This window comes from Bradyrhizobium sp. URHD0069 (genome assembly GCF_000701345.1).
GTDB lineage: Bacteria > Pseudomonadota > Alphaproteobacteria > Rhizobiales > Xanthobacteraceae > Bradyrhizobium.
Map to the genome: position 1 here is coordinate 12,307 of NZ_JNIJ01000016.1, position 16,024 is coordinate 28,330.

Sequence of the window (16,024 nt, forward strand, 5' to 3'; positions counted from 1 at the left end):
GCCGTTACCGCTGGACGCCGCGCCAGATCGCCGCCCCGGCTGCGAGCAGAAGGCCGGCAGAGATGACCAGTGATCCGTGCGCACCCGTCATGAAGGTGCTTGGCTGACCAGCCAGTGAGCCGAACAGCGCGACACCTAGCACGCTGCCGGTTTGGCGGGTCGAGTTGAGCACGCCGGCGGCGACGCCGGAACGTGACTTCTCGACGCTTCCCAATAGCGCCGATGTCAGCGGTGGCACCAGTAAGCCAAGACCGCCGCCGATGATCGTCAGCTGCGCCCCAATTTCCCAGTAGCTGGTGCCGGGCTCGATTCCGATGAGCGCAAGACATCCGAATGCCGACAGCGCGGCGCCGATGGCGATTGTCGCGGGCGCGCCAATGCGCTCGGCGACGCGCGCCGCCAGCAGGTTGACCGGCAGCACCGCGCCCATCATCGGGACGAACGCCAGGCCGGTCGCGAATGGCGATAGGCCATTGACGCGCTGGAAGTACAGACTGAAGACAAAAATCAACCCATAGAAGGCGACGTTAACGAGCAGGCCGACCAGCGACGTCAACGCGAACAGCCGATGTCTGAACAGCGACAGCGGCAGCATCGGTTGCGGCGCGCGCCGCTCCTGCAAAACGAACAAAACCGCAAACGCCGCCGATGCAGCGAAGCCCGCGATCACGAAAGCATTGCTCCAGCCAAGCGTGCCGCCTTCGATAATCGCGCCGGCGAGACAACCGAGTGCTGCGGTCGCCGCGATCTGGCCCGGAAAGTCGATCTCGCGCTGTGGTGTTCGCGTAGTTTCGCTGGCATAGCGCCAGCTCAGCCACAGACCGGCGAGACCGATCGGCAGGTTGACGAGGAAGATCGACCGCCAGCCGATCAGCGCGATCAGTCCACCGCCAAGCAACGGCCCGGAGGTCAGCGCAAGGCTGGCGCCCGCCGCCCAGATTCCCACCGCCCGGCCGCGCTGCTTCTGGTCCGGATAGGCGTGGCTGAGCAACGCAAGCGAGTTCGGCACCAGGATGGCGGCACCAAGCCCCTGGACGGCTCTCGCCGCAATCAGAATGGCCGCGTGGGGCGCAATTGCGCAGGCGACCGACGCGGCGGTGAAAATGGCAAAACCCGCCATGAAAACCCGCTTCGCGCCGATGCGGTCTCCGAGCGCGCCTGCGGTGAGGATGAATGCAGCAAATGCGATCGTATAAGCGCTGACGACCCACTGCAGCTCTGCAACGCCACCGCCGAGCGACGTGCCGATGCTGTTGAGCGCGGTGTTGACGATGGTGACGTCGAGTTGAACCACGCTGTAGCCGAGGCTCATCGCCGCTAGCGTCAGCGACGTTGAGAGGTTCAAACGGGCCGATATCCGTTTCGAACGCGAAGCTGCGCGTGGATCCGGACGGGATTGGAACTTAAGAGAAGTACTTCGCATGGATCACCTCAATTCGGAGGGCAACGCAGCACATAAGCCTCCGTTTCACTGAGATGCTTTGTCCATGATCGAAGTATTCTTGTGTTGCGCCGGCGTGAACCGGGCCGCGCTCCACGCCCGGACATGCGGCGCGCCAGAACTTGCCGGCAGATGCCTGCGCCTTCAACAATTGGGAGATAGCGCCCATCTATGGGGCATGGTGGCCGCATTGCGCACTCCTCAATCCTTCCGCGAACGCATCGGTGCGTGGCGTCACCTGCCGACGTTCGTCCGCCTCGTCTGGGACGCTAGTCCGACACTGACACTCGCGAGCTTGGCGTTGCGCCTCGTCCGGTCCGTTGTCCCAGTGCTCGTGCTCTATGTCAGCAAGCTGATCCTCGACGAGGTGGTGACTGAGGCGCGCCTTCCGCACCCGGCATGGTCGCCGGCCGAGTGGATTGAAAGCGGTCGCCTGGTCAGGGTCGGCTGGCTCGTAACGCTCGAACTCGGGCTTGCCGTCATCGCGGATTTCTCCGGTCGGCTAAGCTCGCTGTTCGACAGCCTGCTCGCCGAGACCTACAGCAATTTCGCCAGCATCCGGCTGATGGAAAAGGCTGCGTCTCTCGATCTCGAGCAGTTCGAGAGCGACGACCAGCAGGATCAACTCGATCGCGCGCGACGGCAGGTCACCGGACGGGCTGCATTGCTCGGTCAGGTCTTCGGTCAAATTCAGGATATCCTCACTGCATTTTCCTTCATCATCGGCCTTTTGGCCTATTGGCCTGGGTTGATCCTGCTGATGCTGGTCGCGCTTGTGCCTTCGCTGCTGGGCGAGCTCAAGTTCAACGCGCTTGGCTATCGGCTCGATTATTTCCGAACGCCCGAGCGGCGGCAGCTCGATTATGTGCGTTATCTTGGCTCCAGCATCGAGACCGCCAAAGAGGTCAAGCTTTTCGGCCTCAATCGATTCCTGATCGAGCGGTTCCGGCGCTTTGCCCAAACCATGTTCGTCGACAATCGCCGCCTCGCCACCCGCCACGCCATCTGGGGCGGTCTGCTCGCGGCGCTCGGGACCGTCGCCTACTACATCGCCTATGCAGCCATTATCTGGCGCACCATCGTCGGCGAGTTCAGCTTCGGCGACATGACATTCCTGGTCGGCTCGTTCCTCAGGCTCAAGAGCTTGCTCGACGGACTTTTACTCGGCTTCTCGCAGATCGCGAGCCAGGCGCTCTACCTCGAAGACTTGTTCTCCTTCTTCGAGGTCCGGCCGCGCATCGTCTCGCCGTGCAATCCTCTTTCCGTACCGAAGCCGATCCGCTCGGGCTTCGTCTTCGAGGATGTCGGCTTTCGCTACGCCGGCGCCGAACGCTGGGCGGTGCGCCATCTCAACCTCGAAATCGCTGTCGGAGAAGTGCTGGCGCTGGTCGGCGAGAACGGCGCGGGCAAGACAACGATCGTCAAGCTTCTGGCGAGGCTCTACGACCCAACCGAGGGCCGCATCCTGCTCGATGGCCGCGACCTGCGCGACTACGATCTTGAGGAATTGAGAAACCGGATCGGGGTCGTCTTCCAGGATTTCGTCCGTTTCCACTTCACCGCCGCCGAAAACATCGCGATGGGCCGCGTCGAGGCGGCCGCCGACCGCGAACGGATCGAGCAGGCCGCCGACCGCAGCCTTGCCGATACCATCATCGACCGACTGCCGCTCGGCCTGGAGCAACCGCTCGGCCGGCGCTTCAGCAACGGTATCGATCTGTCGGGCGGGGAATGGCAGAAGATCGCGATCGCGCGGGCCTATATGCGCGATGCTGACATCCTCGTCCTCGACGAGCCGACATCGGCGCTCGACGCCCGCTCCGAATATGAGGTGTTCCAGCGCTTCCGCGATCTCAGCGCCGGCAAAACGACGCTCCTGATCTCGCACCGCTTCTCGACCGTGCGCATGGCCGACCGCATCATCGTTTTGGAAGAAGGCGAGATCATCGAATCCGGCACGCACCAAGCCCTGCTCGCCAACGACGGTCACTACGCCGAGATGTTCGAGCTTCAAGCTGCCGGCTACCGTTGAGCGGATACGGGTGTTGCTTCGATGATTTGGCGCGCTGTGTGGTGGCGCTCTCTTCGGAATTAAATCGGCAATGGTGCCGACAAGACGAAACGCCGCGCAGAGGCTTCCGCGCGACGTTTTGTCTCAATGTTTCGACTCTCGACATCAGCTGGCAGCGCTCGCCGGCCTGCGCAGCGTTGATCAATGCCGCATCCAGCACAGCTTTGTCCGCGACGTCGCCGGCTGTTTCATTGGCCTCCTCGATGATGCCGTCGATCGCCGGAACACGACGGCGCAGCCCGTTCATCGCCGGCACGCCGAGATGTTCGATTGCTGATACGTCCGCTAACCGGCTGATCGCGAGATTGTTCCTGCCGGCGGGCGAAAACGTCCCGGGGGAACATCGGAACTTGCCAGGGGCGGAACGGCTGGACGAGTCAATGCCAGACTCGAATCTGCTGCATTAAAGACATATGTACGGCGTGTGACAGCCGCGGGCGGAAGGCCGAAGCTGGCGTTGTCAAGGATTGCACAACGCGACGTTTTTGCCTTATGGGTCATCGCATGTGTAGCGAATTGGCCGCCGCTTGCCATCGATCGTTTCGATAGGCTTCTAACTTGTTGCTGCCCTGCCGGGAGGATCAATGCACGGACTGCTGACCGCGCTGGGGCGTGGCTTCAAGAAATGGATCGGCTGGAAACGGCTCGGGATCGCGGCGAGCCTGCTCATCATCGCCTTTGCGATCACGACACTGGTCCGCACTCTCCGGGGAGTCGATACAGGCGTGATCTTGATCGCGCTGACCGAAATACCGCCTGGCCATATCGCGCTCGCCGCTCTGTGCGTGATCGGTGCATTCTGCACGCTGACGTTCTATGATTTCTTCGCGTTGCGGACCATCGGCAAGAAACACGTGCCGTACCGCATCGCGGCGCTGGCGAGCTTCACGAGCTACACCATCGGCCACAACATTGGCGCCACCGTGTTCACCGGCGGCGCTATACGCTTTCGGATCTATTCCGACTACGGCTTGAGCGCCATCGACGTCGCCAAAATCTGCTTCCTCTCGGGACTGACATTCTGGCTCGGCAACACCTTTGTGCTCGGCATCGGAATGGCCTGGCACCCGTGGGCCGCCACCGCGATGGATCAGTTGCCGCCTGCGATCAATCGGCTGATTGCACTCGGCGGTATCGCCGCCATCATCTTCTATCTCGTCTGGCTCAATTCGGGCGACGGTCGGCGTGAGCTCGGGCAGAACGGCTGGAAGGTGGTGTTGCCCTCGGCGCGGCTGACGCTGCTGCAAATCCTGATCGGCGTTGTCGATCTCGGATTCTGCGCGATGGCGATGTATCTGTTGATGCCGGCGCAGCCGGCCATCGACTTCATTTCATTGGCGGTGGTGTTCATTCTGGCCACGCTGCTTGGATTCGCCAGTCATGCGCCGGGCTCCATCGGCGTATTCGACGCCGCGATGTTGGTCGCGCTGCCGGAATTCGGCAGGGAACAATTGCTGGCCACGCTGGTGGTGTTTCGGATTCTGTACTTCCTCGTCCCTTTTGGCACCGCGATCAGCATCATGGGAATGCGCGAGCTTTGGCTCAACGTGGTGAAACCCTGGCAGGAACGCCGCAGGCTGAACGGAGGCTTCCAGACCTCCGCCGTGCCGCAGGCGGTGAAAAGTCGGCAGACGCCGCAACCGGTGAAGAAACGCCAAGCGCGAGGCTAACGACCGTCACGCCGGGCTCCTGGCTTTTTTGGGGCATCTCTCATATTTCCGCCCCAACTGTAACGTCAAAGGCGTCATGGTCCGAAATAGCCTTCGTTCGTTAATCGCGTCCGCGCTGCTGGCGGGAGCGCTGGCGGCCCTGCCGGTGCAGTGGGCGGCGGCGCAGACCGCCATCAATGCCCCGATGCAGATTTCGTGGGAGGTTCGCAATCGCTTCCGGCTGTTCCGCGAGGAACGCGATTTCTTGCTCCATGCCGACAGCGCCCGCGGCCGCAGCGTTCTGGCTTCCGAGCAAGCACTGGAGCTGCAGAGCGACGGCCGCGGCTGGGCCCGCAATACCGTGAACCGCCTCTGCATCGACCTGTCGGGCCGCGTCAACGAGCCTTGCACCCGCGACAACGTCAAGGAAAGCTACCTGACGCCGACCGACCATCCGATCACCGTGCGCTTGACCGGCCAGATTCCGGTCGGCGCTACCTGCGCCTGGTCGTTCGACGATGGCGAAGGGCCGCAGCAATCCGCTTTCGATTGCGCCGAACCTGTCAATCTCCGCGCGCGCTATGGCCGCCCTACGATCGCTACCGTGGAGGTTTCTTCGGGGCCCGAGGCGCCGCAGCGTGTCTCTACCGAGATCATGGTGCGCGATATCTTCATCGCCGGCCTCGGCGACAGCGTCGCCTCCGGTGAAGGCAATCCGGACCGGCCGATCGCATTATCCGATGAGGGTTTTTGCTTCCGCTATTATCTGGGGACCGCGGCTGCCCAATATTACCGGCCGAGCCGCGCCGGCTACAAAGGCGGACGGGCCTGCGAAGCCCCTGAGTCGCTGCAGGTATGGCAGCGTCAAAGCGCGCTCTGGTTCAATTCCGCCTGTCACCGCTCGCTGTACAGCTATCAGACCCGCACCGCGCTGGCGATGGCGGTGCAATATCCGCACATTGCCGTGACCTATCTGCCGCTTGCCTGCACCGGCGCCACCATCCCCGATGGGCTGTTCGGTTCACAACGCGCAAGGGAGTGCCCGCCGACGAAATCAGGCGCCAGCTGCAAGGGCACGGTCAACGCCCAGCTCGCCGAATTGCGCGAAGCCGTCACCGCTGCAAAACGCCGTCAGCCCGAACGCAATCTCGACCTGATCCTGCTGTCGATCGGCGCCAATGACATCAATTTTTCAGGGCTGGTCGCGGATGTGATCGTAGACACGCCAACCGAACGCGTGCTGTTCAGGCGTTCCGGCGTGATGGGATCGATCGACGATTCGCGCGCGGCATTGACGCGGGAGCTGCCGCAAAGTTTCGCCAAGCTCAGAGAAGCGCTGAAGTCGCTGGTCGGCGACCTCCAGCGCGTTGTGTACGTGTCCTATGCCGACCCGACGCTCGCCGATGGCGCGCCCTGCCCTGGCGGACGCGCCGGCTTCGATATTCATCCGTCCTTCAACGCGCAGCCGCAGCGGCTGGCCAACGTTTCGGGCTATGTCGAGAACGAATTCCTGCCGCAATTGAAAGCGCTCGCCTTGTGCCAGTCGGGCGTGCTGTGCCGCGATCCCCGCGCAGATCGAATGACCTTCGTCGACGCCCATCAGGCGGCATTCGCGAACCACGGATTCTGTGCCCGCGCCTCGAGCGATCCGGAATTCGATCGGGAGTGTTTTTCGCCCAAGGGCGAAAGCTTCGATCCGGACATCGTCACGGCGGCGAACCAGCCGATGCTTTGCGGCCGCAGTGCCGGGGAATATCGTGCCTATCTTCCGCGCGCGCGCTGGATCCGCGATGCCAATGACAGCTACTTTGCAGCGATGTCCTATCCGCAGGGGCTGCCATCTTCCAGTCAGCCCGCCGACATCCATGACGCGACCTGGGGTATTCTTTCGGCCGTGTATGGCGGTGCGGTGCATCCAAGCGCCGAAGGTCACGCCGTGATGGCGGATGCAGCCTTGCCGGCAGTCGCCTCGGTGCTTCAGCTCGATGCCGCTGTGCCTGAGGTCATTCAAGAGCCGGCGTCACCCATCGTGGTCGCACCGGATGAACGACGACCAGCTGGTCAACCCGGCGGACTATACTAACGCGCGGGCGCAGTAACGGGTGCGTTGCTCTTCTTCGCGGCAGCCGGTGGTTTGGCCGCTGCGGCCGGGGGCTGCTTGTTCGCAGCGGCTTGTGCGGCAGCCTGCGCCGGCAGATATTTCGCGACGATGCCAGGATCGAGGGTGGCGATCGATGTGTCCGGCAATCGGTGCCAAGTCTCATCCTTGCCGAGCAGCGAGATTCCCCAATAGCCGCGCATCGTCAGCGTCTGGCCGTCGGGGCTGACGCTCATCTTGGCTTTGTAGATTTTGCCGTCGCGCGGGTCGAGAACGTTGCCGCCCTCATATTTCAGCCCGTCACGCTTCATGTCCCTGATGAACGAAATTCCGAGTACCGGCGCGTCCTTGCGGTCGTCGGTGCACTTTGCGCAAACGTTGGCCTTTTCACCGGGGAGCGGAAACGTCTTGGCGATCACGCCTTCGAAGATGCCGTCGTGATCGACCACCAGAACCCAGATCACGGGCTTGCCGTCCTCTATCTTCTGCCACAGCCCGGCGGCTGACGGCTCCACCGCCTGTCCCGGAGACATCATGACGAGCAGCACGAGACCAGTTAGGAGCGGCAGCGCCAGCCGAAATCTGGATATGGCAGTCCACATCGTCACCACCTGATCAATCCATCAATCCATAAAGTAATAGCCCCAGCCTAAGGCCATTTCGTGGATCGTTCCAGTGCGCGATGCAATATCGACGGCCGCCAGGCGGCCGGACCTGCCACAAAGCTGACGAAAAATGCCTGCTGCGGCACAGCGCGCCGCAACTCATCGAGCCGCAATACGGGCGGGGTCAGCTGACCCCGAGCTTCTTTTGCAGGCTCGACGACGATGTCGTGTACTGGAACACCAACCGCTTGTCCGGATAGACATAGCGGTGCGCCTTCTGGGCCATCAGCGCGCCTTCGTGGAAGCCGCACAGGATCAGCTTCAGCTTGCCCGGATAGGTGTTGATGTCGCCGATGGCAAAAATGCCGGGCACACTGGTCTCGAAAGCCGCGGTCTCGACCGGCACCAGATTGTTCTCAAGCGCAATGTTCCAGTTCGCGACCGGCCCGAGCTTCATGGTCAACCCGAAGAACGGCAGCATGGTGTCGCACGCGACCTTTGAGATGCTGTTGTCGTTGCCCTTGACCGTAGCGCTGGAGAGCATACCGCCCTCGCCTTCAAGTCCGGTGACCTGCCCGATCTTCAATTCCATTTTCTCGGAAGCCACCAGCGCGCGCATCTGCTCGACGCTGTGCGGCGCGGCGCGGAAATCGTCGCGCCGGTGCAATAGCGTCACGCGCTTGGCGATCGGATGCAGGTTGAGCGTCCAGTCCAGCGCGGAATCACCGCCGCCGATGATCAGCAAATTCTTGTCGCGAAACTGCTCCATCTTGCGCACGGAGTAAAACACCGAGGTGCCTTCATAGGCTTCGATACCGGGCACCGGCGGTCGTTTCGGCTGGAATGATCCGCCGCCGGCCGAAATCACAACCACCTTGCATTCGAAGACCTTGCCGGCATCGGTGGTGACGCGGAAGGCTGGATCGCCGACTTTCTCGATTTTCTCCACCATCTCATTGAGATGGAAGGTCGGATTGAACGGTTTGATCTGCTCCATCAGCGCGTCGGTCAGACCCTGGCCGGTGACGAAGGGAACGCCCGGAATGTCGTAGATCGGCTTCTCCGGATAGAGTTCGGCGCACTGGCCGCCGATCTTGTCGAGAATATCGACAAGATGCGCCTTCATATCGAGCAAGCCCAATTCGAAAACGGCAAACAGTCCGCATGGGCCCGCGCCAATAATCAGCACATCGGTTTTGATCGCTTCGCTCATGTCGCTTCTTTTCGGTTGAACAGCCCGTTGGCTGGGCCTGTCTAGCCAAGGCGGCGGAGAGAGGAAAGCCATTATATGCCGCCCGTGACCACGGCAACCCCTTGCCGCAATTCGACAACTGCGCTGTAAGGGCATGAAACGTTCGGAGGCCGTCCCCGTGAACGCACCAGCTCGTCTCGATTCAACGCCAAGCCTGGAAGATTTTCCCTACCGCCTGACGGACAATGTGCGCTTTGCCGATCTCGACCCCAATCAGCACGTCAACAATGCGGTTTATGCGACCTATTTCGAAACCGGCCGCGTGACGCTCGTCAAGGACCGCAGCTTCGGGCTGATACCGCCGGGGCTGAGCTGGATGCTGGTGCGCCTCGATATCCATTTCCGTGCCGAGCTGCGGTGGCCGGGCACCATCGAAATGGGTCTCGGGGTTGCGAAGTTCGGCCGAACATCCGTGACGTTCGATCAGGTGGTGTTTTCGCAAGGCAGATGCGTGGCGTCGGCCCAATCAGTGACAGTACTGATCGACGAGAGCACGCGCAAACCGACGCCGCTGACTGGCGAGATCATCGCCAATTTCCAGCGCTGGCTTCGCCGCGGAATAGATAGAAAGTGAAGGCGCTGCAATCATCGTGGCACGACGGCTGAATTCGTCTGGCACCAGTTTTCGTCTGGCAGCGGTCTAAGCCTGCCGCTCCGGCGTCGAAACCACGAGACCGTCGAGATCGTCGGTCACCTTGATCTGGCACGACAGCCGCGAATTCGGCCGCACATCGAAGCCGAAATCCAGCATGTCTTCTTCCATCGGGGACGGGGCGCCGACCTTCTCGCGCCAGGCCTCATCGACATAGACATGGCACGTCGCACAGGCGCAGGCGCCACCGCATTCGGCTTCGATGCCCGGGATGGCATTGCGGATTGCCGCTTCCATCACGGTCGCGCCGTTCTCGACATCGATAGTGCGGGTTTCGCCGGTATGGTCGACAAAGTGAATTTTGGCCATGTTTGCTCGTGCTGCGGGGATTGAGGGTCCGGCAGTCGTATAACGGGTCGGTCCGCTCGGCGCCAGCGGCCGACGCGAAAACCTGTGGCGCGCTTTGGCAAGGCGCGGTGCGGGCGAAATCAGGACCGGCGCAGGATCACGTCGATCGTCATGCGCGCCTGCGCGACCGCCTCATTGAGCTCGGTGAGCGCTTGGGCCGGATTGTCGCCGTTCTGTATTGCAGCTTCGAGGCGGCCAGCGGCATCGGCAACGCGAAACGCGCCAATCGCGCGCGCCGAACCCTTCAGCGTGTGCGCCAGCGCGCCGGCGTCGGTGGCCAAGCTGGCAAGCGTCCCCATCAGGCTCGCCGCCTGGGCCGAAAACATCGCCAGCACCTCGCGCTCGAGGTGGACATCGCCAAGCGTCATGCGCCGGAGATGTTCGATATCGATCGGACCGTCATCGGGAGCAAGCGGCGGCGACGGCATCCATTCAATCCGTTCGAGATGAAGCGGCATGGCTAACCCAAATCTTCCCAGTCCCACCGATCCGGGGGTAGAGTTTTGGTCAGCCAACCACGGAAATGGTTAACCGAACGTTGCGAGCCCGCCGTAAGCTCGCCTTGTTTTTGACAACAAGCCGCCCCAATTCGCGGGCCGAGCGGGAATTGAGAGGAACCGGAATACCTTGTGGCGCCGCGCTGTTAACGATGATTAAGATTGTATTAATCGCGACCATTTCATTCGCATCGCCAAGCCAATAGGATGTTTCCGGATGTAGCGGACAAGCCGACGCAAGCGTCGCGCTTTCGTACCGCCTGGGGCATGACACCGGCTTCGCGCTTGCGAGGGGCGTTCGCGCAAAACTCTCCCGGGGATGAGTAAAAAGTAAAACAAGGGCTCAGACTGAACATGGCGAACAATCCCAAGAAGGTCAAAGACCCCACCGAAGTCGCGCTTTCTGCCATTCAGGAAGCCCTTAACATCAGCGACGTGACAGCGGCCGAACATGCGCGGAATTCCGGTCGCAGCGATGTGACGCCGGCAAATTCATCTTCCCCGGGTTATGACGAGAGCGTTTTCGACGCCCGGCCGGGCACCGATCGGCCGATCTTTGAGCCGATCGAGGAGCCGCGTCCGAGCCGCCGCGCCGCCAACGACGATCGGGAAACCATCGGTCAGATTCTGCAGGCCATTCAGCAGGGCCGGCCCGCGCGCAACGTCTATACGCTTGCCACGCTTTTCGCCGGTGTCTGGATTCTCGGCGCCGCCCTGCTGACGCTCAGCTTCCTCCCCTCGCTGCAGGCAGCCATTGGTCAGGGCAGCGGCGGCACGCTCGTGCTCGCAGGCTTGGCGGCATTGTTCTTTGCGCCGATATTGCTGTTTTATTTCCTGGCGAGCCTGTCCTGGCGCGGCCAGGAATTGCGCATGATCGCGCAGTCGATGGCGCAGGTTGCGATCCGCTTTTCGGAGCCTGAGAGCGCGGCAAGCGACTCGATGGTTACCGTCGGCCAGGCGATCCGCCGCGAAGTCGCGGCCATGGGCGACGGCGTCGAGCGCGCCATCGCGCGCGCCGGCGAACTCGAAACCCTTGTCGCCAATGAAGTCTCGGCGCTCGAGCGCGCTTACAGCGATAACGAAGTGCGCATCCGCGCTTTGCTGCAGGATATCGCCCATCAGCGCGACAATCTCGTCGGCCAGGCCGAGCAGGTTCGCAGCGCCATCTCCGGCGTTCAGATCGATCTGCGCCACGATATCGCGCTGATATCAGACGCGATCGCCTCCCGCGTTGATGAGGTAGCCAAGACCATCACCGGCGCGCTGGAAGAACGCGGCGCGCACATCACCCAGGCGCTCAGCAACGCCGGCGATAACATGATCCTCGCGCTCGGCGAGCGCGGCGGTGACCTGCTCGACCGTCTTGAGGAAGCCAGTGCCGAGACCGCGCGCGCCGTGCTCGACGCCAGCGAACGCCTCACCACCAGCCTCAACTTCAAGACCGGGCACGTCCATGACGAGTTCGTCGATCTTGCGGACCGCGTCCATGAGATGCTGAACGAGCGGCTCGACCGCATCACTAGCGAATTCGAGCTGCGCTCTTCCACCATCGTCGACGGAATTTCCGACCGGACCGAACAGGTTCATGACTCCTTGAAAAACTCCAGCGACTCCCTGTTGCTGGAGCTTGAACTGCGCGGTGGCGATCTGGTGGGCAGGATCGATGAAGCCGGCAACCGCCTGGCGGCTCAGATCCTCACCAGCGGCGACAAGGCCAATGAAGCGCTTGACGTAACCGTGAACTCGCTGGTGGCGAAGGTCGTCAGCCAGACCGAAACCGCGCACGACTCGCTCAGCCTGCAGATGAGCGCCTTCGATGAACTGGTAAAGAACCAGGGCGGCGAACTCGCGGAGAAATTCGCCCGCGACAGCGGCAGCCTGGGTGCTTTGATTACCCGCCACATCTCGGAATTCGACCGCACCGTCAAGACCTTCGGTGGCGAGATCGTCGATCGCATGGGTCAGCGCACCCAGGATATCGCCGAAACCCTGAAAACCTATGTCGACAACTTCGACACCCGCCTGGCTTCGAATAGCGGTGAAATCACCGCTTCGCTGGACCAGCGTCTCCTGCAATTCGAGACCACGCTCGGAACCAGCGTGGCCAATTTTGATACCTCGCTCGACGGCAAGATCAAATCGTTCGATGAGTCCATCGACGGCCGTCTCAAATCGCTCGAGCAGACCTTCGATACGCGCGCGAAGTCGGTAACCGAAACCATCGACGGCCACCTTGGCTCGCTGGCCACCTCGCTGACCGATGGTGCCGCGCAGGCGATCCACTCGATCGACTCCCGCGTCACCCTGCTCGCCTCTTCGCTGACCGACGGCACCGTGCAGGCGATCGAAGCGATCGACCGGCGCATCGCCAACGTCACCGAAACCATCGATGGCCGCACCGCTCACCTGACCGACGCCATCACGGCGCGGTTTCAGGAAATTCACCAGGGCATCGAGACCCGGGTCGGCGGGGTTGCCAGCGATATCGATATCCGCGTGGCGCAGTTCGAGGACCTTTTGGGTTCGCGCGTCGAAGCCGTGGCCGGTCGCATCGAGAGCAGCGGGCGGCAGGCCAGCGAAGGTCTCATGGCACGCGCCGAGGAACTATCGCTCGGGATCAAGTCCCACGTCGAGGATGCGGAGCGCTCGCTGACCACCCTTGTGGTCAGCACCAGCGAGACCATTCAGACCGGCGCTCGCGCCGCGCAGCAGTCGCTGCTTTCGGTTTCGTCCGACGTCGGCGCACAGCTGAAGCTGACCTCGGCGGAAGTCGAGCGCGCGCTCACCGCTGTCGGCACCGGTGCCGCGGACTCGATCGTGACCAGCGCCCGCGATGCGCAGGCCACCATGATGACAGCCTCCGGCGAAGCAGCGACCCAGATCAAATCGCTGTCCGCCGACGTCGAGCGCACGCTCTCCGCTGCCGGTGCAGCAAGCGCGGCCTCGATTCTTTCCAGTGCGCGTGAAGTCCAGACCACGCTGGTTACCGCTTCTGCGGATGCGTCCAACCAGATCAAGGCGATCTCGACGGAGATTGAGCGTTCGCTCAGCACAGCCACCGCCAGCACCACGGACAATATCATGTCCAGCGCCCAAAGCGCGCAGAGCGCTCTGCTGGCCGCATCGAACGAAGTCACTTCGAAGGTCAAGTCGGCCTCCACGGAAGTCGAACGGTCGGTTCTCGCTGCTAGCAACACTTTCGGCTCCACCATGACCGGCAAGACCGACGAAATCGTCAACTATGTGCAACAGCAGACGGATCGTCTGGCGCAGATGATCGACGGCAAGCGCGGAACGCTGGTCGAGGCGATCAGCGCCAAGACCAACCAACTCACGGTCGACATCGACCGCGTCACGTCGGATGCCCTGAAATCGATCGAAACCAGAGGCCAGACCTTCTCGCAATCCGTCTTGAGCAACGGTTCGGACGTTGCGCGGACGATTACGTCCGCCGGCGAGTTGGCCACAGGCGCCATGAACAGGTCGCTGAAGGACCTGGATCAGGCATCGCGAGCGGTGATCGACCAGTCGCGTCAGGTGTCGGTCGCGGCGGTGACCGAAATGCAGGAAACCAGCAAGATCCTGCGCACCGACACGGTCGCCCTGTTCGAGCGGCTGCGTGAAGGCAATATCCTGTTGCAAGAAGTGTTGACCGGCGCCCACGATAATCTCAACTCGCTTGAACGCGCCCTGGTGAACCGCGTGGCCGACTTCGTGTCGGCCATGAACGACGTCACCTCGCGCAACGGCGTCGCCACCCAAACGCTGGAAGACCAGTTGAACATCTTCAACGCCAAAACCGGCAAGGCGCTGGAAAATCTCGGCTCGCTTTCCAGCCAGTTCGAGACCCACGGCAAGACGCTGGTCGATGCCGCGGCCGTTGTCGAACAAAGCAACCGCAGCACCAACACCTCCCTCGCCGAACGTAAGTCAGCGCTGGAATCGCTGGTCACCACCATCGATCTGCGCACGGCAGACCTCGATCAGCGCCTGTCACGGTTCACCGGTTTGCTGGATGAATCGCTGGCGGCCGCGGAAGAGCGCGCGCGCGATATCGCTCGCATAGTGGCGGAAACGGCCGGCGCAGGTTCTGCCGCGATCAACCGGCAATTCGAGGCGGTTCGTTCAACGGCCGAAGAGGAGCGGCGGCTGACCGCCGAGGCCATGAACGAAATCTATCAGCAGAGCACGCAAGAAGCTGATGCGATGTTCAAGCAGTCGGCGGAGAAGTTCGCCGATATGGTGACGAGCATGAAGCAGATGGCTGCGGAAATGCATAACGAGCTCGAGTCCACGCGCAACGAACTTCGCCGCGGCGTGCTGGAGATGCCGCACGAAGCCGCCGAGAGCACCGCGCAGATGCGCAAGGTGATCGTCGACCAGATCGAGGCATTGGCGGAACTGAACCGGATTGTCGCCCATCACGGTCGCGGACTGGACGTCGTGACCGCGGGCCGCTCCAACTCGCATCGCCAGGAAGAGCCGATGCTGGCCACGGCCAGCGGCAGCCGCGGTGCGCCGCGTATGCGCGACGGCGGCAGCGCGTCGACCCTGCCGCCGCCGGACTTGGGCCTGCCGGCTTCGCACCGCACCGAAGCGCCGCCGGTCAGCCCCGCGAGTTCCGATCAGGGACGCGATGGATGGCTTTCCGATCTCTTGAACCGCACCGATGCCGCCGGCGCCAATCGTGACGTCCCACGCGGCCGTCCGCCGCAACAGGCAGCCGGTGGCAATCCGCTGGAGTCGCTATCGCTCGACATCGGCCGCCTGATGGATCGCAATCTCGCGGTCGAGATGTGGGATCGCTATCAGCGCGGCGAGAGCAAGGCCTTCTCCAAGCGGCTCTACACGCCGGCCGGCCAGAAGGCCTTCGATGAAGTCGTTCGCAAATACCGCGCCGACCGCAATTTCAAGCAGACGGTTGACCGCTACATCACCGAATTCGAGCGATTGCTCGACGAGGTTACGCGCGACGAGCGCGGACCCGCGGTGCTGCGCAGCCACCTCACCTCCGAGACGGGCCTCGTCTACACCCTGCTCGCCCATGCGGCAGGACGGCTGGGATAAAACCTGAGCCGATCGCACAACAAGAAACGGAGGCAGCGATGCCTCCGTTTTTGTGTTTGGGGCGGTTCGTAGCTTATCTTCGGTCGGCAACGCCGGATGACATACCGAACAGGTGAAATGTGATGCGTGATCTGACACGGGAGGAGTGCTGGTACTCAGCTCAATTTATAGGTAGTTGCGCTCCCGATAGACGCCACGAAGTAATTTCGATTTTTTTTGCGCTGGGCGGAAAGCCCGAGAGCGTTGGTGACATTAAGGTCGTATACAGGTGATCGGCACACTGAGTAGCCGGTAGGGCGGATTGGCCAAACGGCTGTGCGACTGCGAACAATACCGCTTGGCTA

General features: G+C 62.3%; 10 protein-coding genes and 1 pseudogene. 5 read left to right on the forward strand and 6 right to left on the reverse strand.

The window, feature by feature from the left end; translation table 11 throughout:
• Positions 1-4 precede the first annotated feature (4 nt).
• Positions 5-1,423, reverse strand: coding sequence for an MFS transporter (locus tag N554_RS0110530; RefSeq protein ID WP_029583429.1), 1,419 nt, complete (start codon positions 1,421-1,423; stop codon positions 5-7).
• Positions 1,424-1,619: 196 nt separating this feature from the next.
• Here N554_RS0110530 and N554_RS0110535 point away from each other — a divergent pair, with 196 nt between their 5' ends.
• A complete protein-coding gene (locus tag N554_RS0110535) occupies positions 1,620-3,473 on the forward strand; it encodes an ABC transporter ATP-binding protein (protein ID WP_029583430.1) in 1,854 nt (617 codons plus the stop codon).
• A 145-nt stretch (positions 3,474-3,618) separates the two neighbouring features.
• Here the strand turns inward: N554_RS0110535 and N554_RS39800 are convergent.
• Positions 3,619-3,735, reverse strand: a pseudogene (locus N554_RS39800) (DUF892 family protein); the annotation flags it as partial.
• 361 nt (positions 3,736-4,096) lie between these two features.
• On the opposite strand from N554_RS39800, the gene N554_RS0110545 reads away from it, so the two are divergent.
• Together N554_RS0110545 and N554_RS0110550 are read left to right on the forward strand one after the other, a co-directional pair.
• Positions 4,097-5,182 (forward strand): lysylphosphatidylglycerol synthase transmembrane domain-containing protein, encoded by a 1,086-nt coding sequence (locus N554_RS0110545; protein WP_029583432.1) that lies wholly within the window; start codon positions 4,097-4,099, stop codon positions 5,180-5,182.
• A 76-nt stretch (positions 5,183-5,258) separates the two neighbouring features.
• Positions 5,259-7,244, forward strand: a complete 1,986-nt coding sequence (locus N554_RS0110550) for an SGNH/GDSL hydrolase family protein (protein ID WP_051677433.1) — start codon at positions 5,259-5,261, stop codon at positions 7,242-7,244.
• On the opposite strand, the gene N554_RS0110555 is transcribed toward N554_RS0110550, so the two are convergent.
• Together N554_RS0110555 and N554_RS0110560 are read right to left on the reverse strand one after the other, a co-directional pair.
• Positions 7,241-7,861 (reverse strand): DUF2147 domain-containing protein, encoded by a 621-nt coding sequence (locus N554_RS0110555; protein ID WP_029583434.1) that lies wholly within the window; start codon positions 7,859-7,861, stop codon positions 7,241-7,243. The genes N554_RS0110550 and N554_RS0110555 overlap by 4 nt on opposite strands.
• 187 nt (positions 7,862-8,048) lie before the next feature.
• Entirely contained in the window at positions 8,049-9,077 is a 1,029-nt protein-coding gene (locus tag N554_RS0110560) for an NAD(P)/FAD-dependent oxidoreductase (RefSeq protein ID WP_029583435.1), read from the reverse strand.
• A 157-nt stretch (positions 9,078-9,234) separates the two neighbouring features.
• On the opposite strand from N554_RS0110560, the gene N554_RS0110565 reads away from it, so the two are divergent.
• On the forward strand, positions 9,235-9,690 hold the full coding sequence (locus N554_RS0110565; RefSeq protein WP_029583436.1) for an acyl-CoA thioesterase: 456 nt from the start codon (positions 9,235-9,237) through the stop codon (positions 9,688-9,690).
• Positions 9,691-9,756: 66 nt separating this feature from the next.
• On the opposite strand, the gene N554_RS0110570 is transcribed toward N554_RS0110565, so the two are convergent.
• Together N554_RS0110570 and N554_RS0110575 are read right to left on the reverse strand one after the other, a co-directional pair.
• Complete coding sequence (locus N554_RS0110570) at positions 9,757-10,077, reverse strand: 2Fe-2S iron-sulfur cluster-binding protein (RefSeq protein ID WP_029583437.1); 321 nt, start codon at positions 10,075-10,077, stop codon at positions 9,757-9,759.
• Positions 10,078-10,196: 119 nt separating this feature from the next.
• Positions 10,197-10,574 carry an Hpt domain-containing protein gene (locus tag N554_RS0110575; protein WP_029583438.1) on the reverse strand — a complete coding sequence of 126 codons (378 nt, stop codon included), beginning with the start codon at positions 10,572-10,574 and terminating at the stop codon, positions 10,197-10,199.
• Positions 10,575-10,967: 393 nt separating this feature from the next.
• Between N554_RS0110575 and N554_RS0110580 the strand changes: the two genes are divergently transcribed.
• Positions 10,968-15,680 carry an apolipoprotein A-IV repeat region-like domain-containing protein gene (locus tag N554_RS0110580; protein ID WP_029583439.1) on the forward strand — a complete coding sequence of 1,571 codons (4,713 nt, stop codon included), beginning with the start codon at positions 10,968-10,970 and terminating at the stop codon, positions 15,678-15,680.
• The last annotated feature ends 344 nt before the right edge of the window (positions 15,681-16,024 follow it).

Coding starts and splice junctions, on each gene's coding strand:
- N554_RS0110530 (WP_029583429.1), bottom strand. CDS start 1,423: ATGCGAAGTACTTCTCTTAAGTTCCAATCCCGTCCGGATCCACGCGCA.
- N554_RS0110535 (WP_029583430.1), top strand. CDS start 1,620: ATGGTGGCCGCATTGCGCACTCCTCAATCCTTCCGCGAACGCATCGGT.
- N554_RS0110545 (WP_029583432.1), top strand. CDS start 4,097: ATGCACGGACTGCTGACCGCGCTGGGGCGTGGCTTCAAGAAATGGATC.
- N554_RS0110550 (WP_051677433.1), top strand. CDS start 5,259: ATGGTCCGAAATAGCCTTCGTTCGTTAATCGCGTCCGCGCTGCTGGCG.
- N554_RS0110555 (WP_029583434.1), bottom strand. CDS start 7,861: ATGTGGACTGCCATATCCAGATTTCGGCTGGCGCTGCCGCTCCTAACT.
- N554_RS0110560 (WP_029583435.1), bottom strand. CDS start 9,077: ATGAGCGAAGCGATCAAAACCGATGTGCTGATTATTGGCGCGGGCCCA.
- N554_RS0110570 (WP_029583437.1), bottom strand. CDS start 10,077: ATGGCCAAAATTCACTTTGTCGACCATACCGGCGAAACCCGCACTATC.
- N554_RS0110575 (WP_029583438.1), bottom strand. CDS start 10,574: ATGCCGCTTCATCTCGAACGGATTGAATGGATGCCGTCGCCGCCGCTT.
- N554_RS0110580 (WP_029583439.1), top strand. CDS start 10,968: ATGGCGAACAATCCCAAGAAGGTCAAAGACCCCACCGAAGTCGCGCTT.